The organism is Myxococcus qinghaiensis (assembly GCF_024198215.1).
In the GTDB taxonomy this organism is placed as follows: domain Bacteria; phylum Myxococcota; class Myxococcia; order Myxococcales; family Myxococcaceae; genus Myxococcus; species Myxococcus qinghaiensis.
Map to the genome: position 1 here is coordinate 253,836 of NZ_JAKCFA010000013.1, position 11,219 is coordinate 265,054.

At 69.9% G+C, this 11,219-nt stretch carries 7 protein-coding genes; 1 reads left to right on the forward strand and 6 read right to left on the reverse strand.

The features are described 5' to 3' along the window. Positions 1–211: 211 nt before the first annotated feature. Positions 212–1,459 carry a phospholipase D-like domain-containing protein gene (locus LZ199_RS25135; protein ID WP_253996280.1) on the reverse strand — a complete coding sequence of 416 codons (1,248 nt, stop codon included), beginning with the start codon at positions 1,457–1,459 and terminating at the stop codon, positions 212–214. A 326-nt stretch (positions 1,460–1,785) separates the two neighbouring features. Between LZ199_RS25135 and LZ199_RS25140 the strand changes: the two genes are divergently transcribed. Continuing rightward, a complete protein-coding gene (locus LZ199_RS25140; protein WP_253996281.1) occupies positions 1,786–2,658 on the forward strand; it encodes a hypothetical protein in 873 nt (290 codons plus the stop codon). Between the two features lie 430 nt (positions 2,659–3,088). Here the strand turns inward: LZ199_RS25140 and LZ199_RS25145 are convergent, their stop codons facing one another. The 5 genes from LZ199_RS25145 to LZ199_RS25165 form a co-directional block, all read right to left on the reverse strand. Then, complete coding sequence (locus tag LZ199_RS25145) at positions 3,089–4,312, reverse strand: ABC transporter permease (RefSeq protein ID WP_253996282.1); 1,224 nt, start codon at positions 4,310–4,312, stop codon at positions 3,089–3,091. 12 nt (positions 4,313–4,324) lie between these two features. After that, a complete protein-coding gene (locus LZ199_RS25150; protein ID WP_253996283.1) occupies positions 4,325–5,551 on the reverse strand; it encodes an ABC transporter permease in 1,227 nt (408 codons plus the stop codon). A gap of 97 nt (positions 5,552–5,648) precedes the next feature. Then, complete coding sequence (locus LZ199_RS25155) at positions 5,649–6,800, reverse strand: cysteine desulfurase family protein (protein ID WP_253996284.1); 1,152 nt, start codon at positions 6,798–6,800, stop codon at positions 5,649–5,651. 12 nt (positions 6,801–6,812) lie between these two features. Continuing rightward, positions 6,813–8,765 carry an FG-GAP-like repeat-containing protein gene (locus tag LZ199_RS25160; protein WP_253996285.1) on the reverse strand — a complete coding sequence of 651 codons (1,953 nt, stop codon included), beginning with the start codon at positions 8,763–8,765 and terminating at the stop codon, positions 6,813–6,815. A gap of 102 nt (positions 8,766–8,867) precedes the next feature. Next, positions 8,868–10,919: a lysyl oxidase family protein gene (locus LZ199_RS25165; RefSeq protein WP_267145162.1), complete on the reverse strand. Its 2,052-nt coding sequence runs from the start codon at positions 10,917–10,919 to the stop codon at positions 8,868–8,870. Positions 10,920–11,219 lie beyond the last annotated feature (300 nt).

Consider the following 11,219-nt stretch of genomic DNA (forward strand, 5'->3'; position numbering starts at 1 on the left):
CGAGCGGGTGGAGTGAGACTGACGGCGCTGTGTTTCACGCGGAGGCGAAGGCTCGGATGGCGCAGAGCCCGCCACCGGGCCGTCGCGGCGAGGCGAGGCGGCCTTCGCACGTGGACAGAGCGCTTCACAATCCGTACGCGCCAGGGGTCGTCACCTGTGGAGCCCCTCGTCCAGATGGCGGCCACCTTCCGCTTCTGACCTGACAGCACCGTCAGAGATAGTCGCCGATGAACCCGGGGAGCTGCTCGCCCAGGCGCTGCAACAGGCCGCGCTTGCGCCAGCCATCCCAGTGAATCTCCCGCGAGTGACGCAGGTCCTTCTCGAACGCGGCGGCGAGCTGGGCCGCCAGCGCCTCGTCCTCCACCACCAGCGAGCACTCGTCCGACGTGCTCAGCGCCAGCGGGTCCAGGTTCGTCGAGCCCACCACGGACAGGTCCTCGTCCACGAGCATCGTCTTCGAGTGCATCATCGACAGCTCGTACTCCCAGATGCGCACGCCGCCCTCCAGCAGCCGCGCATACGTCGCCCGCTGCGCCGAGTGCACGGGCGCGATGTCGTGATGACGGCCGGGCACCACCACCCGCACGTCCACGCCCTGCTTCACCTTCTCCAGCAGCATGTCGCTGATGGCCTCGGAGGGAATGAAGTACGAGTTGGCGATCCACAGCCGCCGCCGCGCCGCCGCGATGGTGAGCAGCGTCATCCGCCGCGCGTCGGAGAGGAACCGGTTCTGCGTGCTCGCGACGAAGCCCGCGCGCGCTCCACCCTGGACGGACAGCTCCGGAAACGCATCCACCGGCAGGAAGTCCCCGCCCGCCTCCTGCCAGTTCTGCGCGAAGGCCACCTGCATGTCCCGCACGACGGGCCCCTCGACGCGCACGCTCATGTCGCGCCAGTACTCCTCCCCCTCCGCGTCGCCAAGCCAGCTCTTCCAGATGCCGAAGCCTCCGGTGATTCCCACCGAGCCGTCACGCACCACCAGCTTGCGGTGCATGCGCGTCTTGATGCGCGCCGCGTCGAGTGACGCGAACGCGCCCTGTATCGGCCGGAAGATGCGCACGTCGCAGCCCGCGTTCGCCAGCGCCAACCCCACCGTCTCGAAGTTGATGCTGCCCAGCGGGTCCACGAGCACGCGACACGCCACCCCGGGGTGACGCTCGCGAATCGCGCGCACCAGCTGCTCGGAGGGCTCTCCCGGACGCCAGATGTAGCTGGCGATGTGGATGCTGGAGCGCGCGGCGCGAATCTCCGCTTCGAGCACGTCGAAGACGCGGCCGTTCTCCACCAGCTCCACGCCGTGCCCGGGAGACAACGGCACCCCGAGCGACTGGAAGAACGCGAGCGAGCGCGTCTCACCCGCGCTGGTGGGCAGCGTGCGCAGCCGGAGGTCATGCCGATGATTCGGAGCAGGGCACCCGGCGACGAGCAACGCGACGAGCACGGAGCAGGCCAGCTTCACCGCACGAAGCTAGTGGCTCTCCCGCGGGTCGGCACCTCCCATAGGACATTCCAGGGCGTCCATCCGCCAACACCTGGGGACGGGCACAGTGTGCGACGCAGGGCACTCGGGCCGGGTGCCCGGTGGAGCCAGGGCCCATGAGTGAGCACCCTCCCCCCGCGAGCCCCATGCCACGACCTCCTCCGAGCGCACGCATCCTCTTGAGTCTCTGGCCCCTCGCGCTCCTGCTGGGGACCACCTCCGCGCACGCGGAACCACCACGTCGCCTCGCCGCTGACGCACCGCTCCGGCGGACACTCCCGTCGAGGAGCGCCGAAGCCCTGCGCATGGACGCGCCTCCGCGAGCACTCCACAAAGTCGGCCTGCGACAAGCCGTCACCCCAAGCGACACCGCCACTTCGGCGCGACCTCCCGGCCGCACGAGCCTCACCCTCCGCGACGACACCACTTCGGCACGACGCTCCGACAGCGCGAGCCTCACCCTCCGCGACGACACCACCTCGGCACGACGCTCCGACAGCGCGAGCCTCACCCTCCGCGACGACACCACCTCGGCACGACGCTCCGACAGCGCGAGCCTCACCCTCCGCGACGACACCGCCACCCCAGCGGCGAGCCCCGATGGCACACGTCTGCCCGGGATGAGCGGTGTCCCCGTCCTCCCCACACGGGAAGACCTCCCGCTGTCCACGGGCGCCTGGGTGGCGCACGGAGGACTGACCCTGCTCCCGCTCGGCGGCGTGTGGGGCGCCACGCGCGTCGGCGGTGACACACGCCTGGGCGCCACCGCCGCTGAGTCCGCCGCCGGAATGCTCGCGGGCTACCTGCCCTCGCGCCTGCTCTTCATGCGACCTGTCACACCGGGCGCCGCGCGCTGGATGGACCTGGAGGTCGCCGCGTTCACCGGAGGCCTCCTCTTCACCCCGCCGCTCGCCGCGCTCGGAACCTGGGGCATGGGTGAGGTCGCCTTCGGACGCAGCCAGGACCAGAGCGACGCGTACCTCGGAGCCCTCGGCGGCGCGGCCACCGGCACCCTGCTCGCCGTCGCCGTCGATGCCCTGCTCACCGAGGTGGCCGAGCCCAGCACCCGCCTCAAGAGCGCCCGCTCCCTCATCGGCCTCGCCCTCATCGGCACCGGCGCCACCCTCGGCTACCAATGGGCCGGCGGTGGCCCTCGCGCCAACCAACACACTCGATAGTTACAGGCGCGCCAAATCACTCCGGCGAGCCGGAATGTTTCACTGCCGCGCTCCGTGCGAGTCTTTCCATCAAAACCACACGCACAGCGCTGCTCATGATTTCTTAGTTGTGATTAATTACATTCAATACCATTCTTGCCGGGCAGCACAGACACGCAGTCTGGAGACACACCCCATGTCGGCCTTCAAGACTCTCCGCATTGCCGTTGCCCTCGCCGCTGTCTTTGGTGTGACCACTGGTTTCACGACCGAGGCCCCCACCACGTCCGAGTGCGCCCCGTTCTGTTACAAGCACCCCATCACCGGCCAGCTCATCTGCACCGGGCCCTGCCCGTAGTCCTCGCGGCCTGAACGCGAGAAAGGGGCCCGGTCCGCGATATGCGGGCGGGGCCCCTTTTCATGGGACACACAGCGCTGACAGGTGGCGCATTTATTCCGTGCGCATCGCCTCCACGGGGTCCAGCTTCGCGGCGCGAGCGGCCGGATAGATTCCGAACCCCAGCCCCACGCCGCAGCTCATCGCCAGGGACAGCCCCACCGCCCAGGCCGGCACCTCGGTGGGCAGGCCGAGCACCCAGCGCGCCAGGTGCGCCAACCCTATCCCCAGGGCCACGCCCAGCACCCCGCCCGTCAAGGACAGCACCACCGCCTCCGTGGCGAACTGCGCGAGGATGCGCCGCTTCTTCGCGCCCAGCGCCTTGCGGATTCCAATCTCCCGGGTCCGCTCCGTCACCGCCACCAGCATGATGTTCAGGATGCCGATGCCGCCCACCAGGAGCGACAGCAGGCACACGCCGAAGCTGGCCACGGAAATCACCTGGGAGATGTTGTTGAACATCTCCGTGGAGCTCTCGTTGGAGAACACGAAGAAGTCGTCCGCCTCCATCGGCTTCAGCCCGTGACGCCGCCGCATCAGCACCGTCACCTCGTCCTGCGCCCGCTTCAGCACCTCCGCCGAGTGCGCCTGCACGCTCACCCGGAAGTTGCTCAGGCCGAACAGCGGACGGAACGCCGTCAGCGGCATCATCACCGTGTTGTCCTGGCCGCCACCGCCCAGGAAGCTGCCCTTGCGCTTCGTCGTCCCCACCACCACGAAGTTGCGGCCCAGCAGGCGGAACGTCTGCCCCAGCGGCTCCATCCCCGGCCACAGCGTGTCCGCCAAATCGGGCCCAATCACCGCGACGCGCCGGCCATCCAGGTACTCGGTGTCCGTGAAGGCGCGGCCCGTGGCCACCACCACGGAGTTCGTCTGGAAGTACTCCGGCGTCCCGGACCACACGCCGATGTTGGCGCGCGTCTCGCGGTGCTGGGTGGACAGCTTCTGCCCCCCCTTGGAGTCCTCGCCCGCGGCCGTCAGCACCGAGGGCATCTCCCGGATGGCGTCCAGGTCCTCGAAGGTGAAGCGCGGCCGGCGCGACAGCTCCGCCAGGGACAGGTTGCCCGCGCCGAAGGGCAGCCGCTGCACCTGGAAGCAGTTGGCGCCCAGCTCGGACAGGTTCTCGTTCACCTGGTTCCGCAGGCCCTCGATGAGCCCCATCATCGCCACCACCGTGGTGGCGCCGATGACGATGCCCAGCAGCGTCAGGAAGGAGCGCAGCGGGTTGGAGACGAACGTCCCGAACGCCAGCCGCAAGGTGTCCAGCAAGGCCATCATCGCGGCGTCTCCTCAGTCATGGCGGAGCGCTTCCACGGGGTCCAGGTTCGCCGCGCGCGCCGCGGGCCAGATGCCGAACAGCAGGCCCACCGTGGCGGCGAAGCCCACACCCGCCACCACCGTCAACGGCTCCACCGCCGCCGCCAAGGGCGTGATGAACGACACCGTCTTCGCCAGCCCCAGCCCCACCACCGTCCCCAGGGCGCCGCCCACGGCGGACACGCTGGAGGCCTCCAGGAGGAACTGGATGATGATGGTGCGCTTCTTCGCCCCCAGCGCGCGCCGCACGCCAATCTCCCGCGTCCGCTCGCGCACCGACACCAGCATGATGTTCATGATGCCGATGCCACCCACCAGCAGGGTGATGAGCCCCACGCCCGTCGCCGCGCCGTACAGCGCGCCGGTGAGCTTGGCGTAGATGTTGGCGAGCTGCTCGGGCCGGTTGATGGCGAAGTCGTCCTTCACCCCGGGCGGCGTTCCGCGCGCGCGGCGCAGCGCGGAGGTCAGCTGGTCCACCACGTCGAGCGTGTGCTCTGGCGAGTCCACCGACACCATGAGGTTGGGCGAGTTGCGCTTGCCGAAGTGCTCCTGGAAGGTGCGGTAGGGAATCAGCACCGTCGTGTCCTGATTCTCCCCGAGCACGGTGCCCTTGGGCTCCAGCGTGCCCACCACGCGGTACGGCCTGCCCGCGAGCAGGATGCGGTGGCCCACGGGGTCCAGCCCGGGGAACAACGTGCGCGTCAGCTCCGCGCCGATGACGACCACCGGCGAGCGCGTGTTCACGTCCGCGTCAGTGAGGAAGCGGCCCTTGTCCACGGTGTAGGAGGAGATGAGGGAGTAGTCCGCCGTCGTCCCTATCGCCGTCACGCCCGCCATGCGCCGGTCCAGGAAGCGCACCTCCGCCCGGTCGAAGAAGACGGGCGCCGCCGCCACCACGTGCTCCGAGGACTGGAGGATGGCGGGCAGCAGGTCCACGGACAGGTTCTTCCGGTTGCGGTACTCCCACCAGTCGCCGCCCATGGCCCAGGGGAACTTGGACACCTGGATGGTGTTGGCGCCGATTTGCGCGAGCTGGTCCGCGAAGGACTGGTTGATGCCCTGGATGATGCCGACGATGGCCAGCAGCGTGCAGACGCCCACGCCAATGCCCACCGTCGTCAGCACCGTCCGCAGGCGGTTGGCTCGCAGCGAAAACAGCGCGATGCGCCCGCCCTCCCACACGTCGACCCTGATGCTCACGTGAAACACCCTCTCGCGTCGGCGGTGGCGCCGCACCGGCGGCAGGCTCCGGTACCACGCCCTACGCCGGAAGCGGGGCGATGATTGCACGGAGTTTTCAGCCCGCCACCTGCCGCCACCCGCGCGCCAGCACAACCACCGCCCGGTCCACTTCTTCCTGGGTGGTGTCCGGCCCCAGGGACAGGCGCACCGCCCCCAGGGCGTCCGCTTCCGGGATTCCCATGGCCCGCAGCACCAGGGAGGCGGACTCGCCCCCGTCGTGACAGGCGGCCCCCGTGGACGCGGCCACCTCCGGCGTCGCCGCCAGCACCGCGCCGCCCCGGACGCCCGGGAAGCGGACATTGAGCGTGTTGGGCAGCCGCTGGGCCCCCTGCCCGCTCAAGGCCACCCCCGGCACCGCCTCGGAGAGCCGAGCCCACAGTCGCTCCCGCAGGGCCACCAGCGCCTGGCTCCCACCCCGCGCGAGCCGCCGGCCCGCCAGCTCACACGCGACGCCCAGCCCCACCGCGTAGGGCACGTTCTCCGTCCCCGGCCGCAGCCCGCGCTCCTGGCCTCCGCCCAACGTCACCGCGCGCAGCGGCGTGCCCTCGCGCACATACAGCGCGCCCACGCCCTTGGGGGCCCGCAGCTTGTGGCCCACCAGGGTGAGCAGGTCCACGCCGAGCGCCTTCACCTCCACCGGCACCTTGCCCACCGACTGCGCCGCGTCCGTGTGCACCGTGGCGCCGTGACGGTGGGCAAGCGCCGCGATATCCGCCACCGGCTGCACCACGCCCGTCTCGTTATTCGAGTGCATCAGTGACACGAGTGCGGTTTCAGCGCCCTCCGCGGCGAGCGCGCGCTCGGCGTCCTCCACGCGCACGCGGCCCTCGGCGTCCACGGGCAGCCACGTCACGCGCCAGCCGCGCCACTCCAGCGCGTCGCAGGGCAGCTTCGTGGCGGGGTGCTCAATCGCGGAGGTGAGCAGGTGGCGCCGCTCCGCGCGGGCCTCGGCGGTGCCGCGGATGGCCAGGTTGTTGGCCTCCGTGCCGCCGGAGGTGAAGAGGATTTCGGAGGGCTTCGCGCCGATGAGCGCGGCGACCTGGGCGCGGGCCGCCTCCAGCGCCTGGTGCGCGCGGCGGCCGTAGGGGTGGCCGCTGGACGGGTTGCCGAAGTGCTCGCGGAGGTACGGCAGCATGGCGTCCACCACCTCCGGGTCCATGGGGGTGGTGGCGTTGTGGTCCAGGTACAGCGGGCGCTCGGGGCTCATGGCCCCGCAGGATTACGGCAGCACCGTGACGGTGTCTCCCTCCAAGCGCACCGGGAATCCCACGGTGTTGGGGTGGACCGTTCCCTCCTCGACGATGTCGCGAGTGTCCACGCTGACCTGGAACGTGTAGGTGCCGTCCGCCACGTCGGTGATGTCCACCCACTGGCACGGCGTGTCGAGCGTGTAGATGTCCGACCAGCCCGGGGAGATACCCATGGGCTCGTAGAAGTTCCAGGGCGCCGCGTCCGAGCAGTAGCTCTGGATGTCCACCAGGTAGTAGCCCTGCTTGCGCCCCGTCATCACCGCGTTGCCTCTCGAGTCGCGCAGCTCGTACGAGGCGAAGTGGGTGAGGTGGTCATGGCCGTGGCACTCGTCGAAGACATACAGGTCCGGGTTCTCCTCGATGGGCGGGAGGATGGCGGCCTTGTTGCCCAGGTTCTGGATGGAGGTGCTGAAGCGCAGGAGCTTGCGGCGCCCCGGCGCGAGCACGCACTGCTCCTTCACCTCGCAGTCCTCCGCCCCGAAGTTCCTCCACACCACGTGCACCGTGCGCTCCAGCACGTCCTGGTCCACGGTGAGGTCCGGCTTGCCGTTCACTTCGTCCACCTGGAGGCCACAGGCCTGGGGCGACGGCAGGTGCGGCGGCGTCTCGGGCGTCGCGGGCACCTGACCTCCGGCATGGATGGACACCTCTCCCATGGGCACGTCGAGGACATCCCCGTACTCCGTGGTGGCCACCACCAGGTCATCGAAGCCGTCGCCGTTCAGGTCTCCGGGCACCGCGATGGAGTAGCGCCGGTAGGTCCCATAGCCGTTGGGGACCGAGTCCGCGCGCGGCCAGGCCCAGACGGGCCGCATCGCCTGGGAGATGCCGTCCTTCGGAGAGAAGAGGTACAGCCGTCCCGAGGCGCTCAGCACGAAGTCGTTTCGCACGCCGTCCCCATCCATGTCCCCCACGGAGGACGTGGCGCCGAAGCTGCTGACGTAGGGGAACGCGGGGTCGCCCTGGGTGGACCAGGCGGGCGTGGGGTTGAAGGTGCCATCCGGCTGGGAGAAGTGGAACTGGAACGGGCCCGCTTCCGAGACCGCGAAGGTCTCCGGATGTCCGTCACCGTTCAGGTCCGGGTGGAGGCCGCTGCGTCCGATGAGCGTCTCCACTCGCCACGGCTCCGCGGAGATGGGGCCCTCGCATGCGAAGGTGCTCCCAGGCTTGCAGCCCAGGAAGTAGCCCAGGTTGCCATCGCCCATCGACAGCGAGAGGTCCTCCGCTCCGTCCTTGTTCAGGTCTCCCGCGAACGAGGCGGAGAAGTACCCCGTGCGCGTGCGCGCGAGGGTGAACGGGCCGCCCTCTCCTCCTCCCGGCGTGGACAGGTAGAAGCGCTGCGAGCCGCTGTGATTGGCGACGAGGTCGTCGAGCCCGTCGCCATTCAGGTCCACCAGCACGCCCCCCACGAAGGTGCCATTGCCCGGCACTCGGAAGGCCGGCGTGGCCAGCATCGCCGCCAGGTCCGCCTGCCCCAGGAAGACGGAGACACCGTAGCGGCCATGCACGAGCAGGTCCGCGTAGGTGTCTCCATTCACTTCACCCGCCACCACGCGGAGCTGTTGTGCGGAGGCGTTCGGGTGCGTGTTCTGCCAGGTCAGCGCCGCGGACACGGCCTGGGTGGAGAAGTACTGCTCCTGGCCCACGAAGATGGACAGGCGCCCCGGGCTGCGAGTGCTGACGAGCAGTCGCTGACAGGCCTGCGAGGCCACCATCAGGTCCTTGCGCCCGTCGCCATTGAAGTCCGCGAGCGCCACGGAGCTGCCGAAGCACTCTTCGGGGAAGCTCGGGTCCGCCTTCACCTGCCACAGCGGCGTCTCAGAGAGCGTGGGCTTCGGCGCGGGAGGTGGCTCCTCGTCCTTGCAGCCAACCAGCGCGGACAGCAGGCACACGACGACCAGCGACCTCGAGGGCACACGCATGAGCGACTCCTCTTGTGGGGTACCGCGGGGAAAACACCTCGTGTCACGGGTCGGGCGCGCAGGGACTCCGCGCGCCCGCCCCTGCTGCCTCGGCGGACGGGGTCAGCGCACCACCGTCACGGTGTCTCCGTCGATGCGGACATCCAGCTTCACTTCGTTGGGAATCGCGTTCGCCTCTTCGATGATGTCCTTCTCGTCCACGCCGACGCGCAGGGTGTACGTGCCGTCGGTGAGGTCGGTGATGTCAATCCACTGGCAGGGGATGTCCGCGACGTAGATGTCCGACCAGCCGGCGGAGATGCTCATGCGCTCGCCGAAGGTAATCGGCGCGGCGTCCGAGCATTGCCGGTGGTAGTCCACCAGGTAGAAGCCCTGCTTGCGGCCGGTGACGACGTCCTTGCCTTCGGCGTCGCGCAGCGCATAGCCGGCGAAGTCCGTCAGGTGCTCGTGCCCGTGGCACTCGTCGAAGACATAGAGGTCTGGCCGCTCCTCGGACGTGGGCACGTCCGCCACGGCGTTGCCCAGGTTGAGGATGGAGGTGCTGAAGCGCAGCAGGCGGCGCTGCCCCGCGGCCGGCACGCAGCCCTCCAGCACCTCGCAGGCATCCGCCTTGAAGGTCTTCCGCTCCACGTACAGCGAGCGCGCGAGCACGTCTCCGTCCACGGTGAGGTCCGGCTTGCCATTCACCGGGTCCATCACCAGTCCGCAGCTCTTCGGCTCCGGCAGGTGCGGACGCGGCGCGGGCGGCGCGGGGACGTGCCCGCCCCCGAGGATGACGACGCGGCCCGCGGGCCCGTCCACGAGCCCCGTCGGCGGCGCGATGCCCACCACGAGGTCAGGGAAGCCATTGCCGTCCAGGTCTCCGGGCGCCAGCACCGCGTGGCTCATGAAGCCCTCGAAGGGAGAGGGCAGCGCGTCCGCGCGAGGCCACGCGAAGGAGGGCTTCAAGTCCGAGGAGATGGCCGCGCCGGGCGAGAAGAAGTACAGCCGGCCCATCGAGCTCGCGATGAAGTCGTGCGCCTGTCCGTCTCCGTCCAGGTCCCCCACCGGCACCGGTGAGCCGAGCAGCGAGAACAGCGGGTCCTCCACCAACTGCCACGTGGGCATCGGCCCATAACCGCCCGTCGACTGCGCGTCCGACAGGTAGAGCTGCCAGGTGCCACCGCCGAGCCCCGTGAAGCGCTCGGGCTGTCCGTCTCCGTTGAGGTCGGGGAACAAGCCCATGGCCCAGGCCTGCAGGGACCACACGGGCTCTGCCGTCAGCGCGCCGTCACACGCAAGCGCGCTGTCCTGCTTGCAACCCAGGTAGAGGCGGAACGTCTCCGCGCTGTAGGTCACCACGTCCTGCACGCCGTCGCCGTTGATGTCTCCCGCGCGACGCAGCGACGTGCCGAAGAGAGAGGCCGTCCGGGACACCAGGACGAAGGGCACCTGCCCTGCTTGCGCGCGATAGACGGACACGATGCCTCCCTTCGAGCTGACCAGGTCATCCAGGCCGTCGCCGGTGACATCCAGCAGCAGCGTGTTGCCGTACAAGCCACCGCCGGGCACCTGGAAGGCGACCTCGGAGAGCAGCTCCGACAGGACGGGGCGCCCCTTGAAGACGAGCGCGCCATACAGACCGGAGATGAGCAGGTCCGCGTAGGCGTCCCCGTCGATGTTGCCCACGGAGACCGTCATGCCATTGCCGGTGGTGCGCGAGTTGCTGTTGCGCCAGTCCATGGTCCACGAGGGCCCCTGCTTCGCGAAGTACGGGGCCTGTCCGGGGAAGAGGTACACGCGGCCGGGCTCACGCGTCTGGCCCATGCAGGGCGGGGCGCCGACGACGAGGTCCTTCTGGCCGTCGCCATCCAGGTCTCCGAGCGCGAGGGTGCGGCCGAAGCAACCCGCCGCATAGGTGGCGTCATGGTCCACCCGCCACAGGGGCACCTCGGAGAGTTCGTTGCCCGCATCGGGCGTCCCCGCGTCCGGCTCGCCCGCATCGGGAGCACCGGCATCGGGCTCGCCCGCATCAGGCGCACCGGCGTCGGGAGGCCCCGAGTCGGGAGCACCGGCATCGGGAGTCCCCGAGTCGGGGGTGGGGTCCGGGTCGTCGGGGCAGCCACACAGGAACACCATCAGCGCGGAGAGGGACAGGACAGCGGACAGACGCATCGTTGCAACTCCTTGTCGTGCGCCGAAGCGCACGAACCCCCGGCCCGGGATGAAGGGGACCGGAGGCTATTCCCAAGGCCTGCTCCCCCGGACAAATGCTTGTCACGTGACAAGCATCTACCCCGCGTCGTCCAGAGTGTCTGTCTTCGCACCCTGGGGAGCGGGCAGGGCCCGCCGCATGCCCGCGCGACACGCGTGCGCGACGTGGCGGACTCCCGTGGCGGCGCGTCGGATGTCCGCCGAGCAACCTGTCGTGCGGGGGCGCTGGCGCATCCACCGGGCAGGGCCCACCTTCGCGCG

Coding starts and splice junctions, on each gene's coding strand:
- LZ199_RS25140 (WP_253996281.1), top strand. CDS start 1,786: ATGGACGCGCCTCCGCGAGCACTCCACAAAGTCGGCCTGCGACAAGCC.
- LZ199_RS25145 (WP_253996282.1), bottom strand. CDS start 4,312: ATGATGGCCTTGCTGGACACCTTGCGGCTGGCGTTCGGGACGTTCGTC.
- LZ199_RS25155 (WP_253996284.1), bottom strand. CDS start 6,800: ATGAGCCCCGAGCGCCCGCTGTACCTGGACCACAACGCCACCACCCCC.
- LZ199_RS25160 (WP_253996285.1), bottom strand. CDS start 8,765: ATGCGTGTGCCCTCGAGGTCGCTGGTCGTCGTGTGCCTGCTGTCCGCG.
- LZ199_RS25165 (WP_267145162.1), bottom strand. CDS start 10,919: ATGCGTCTGTCCGCTGTCCTGTCCCTCTCCGCGCTGATGGTGTTCCTG.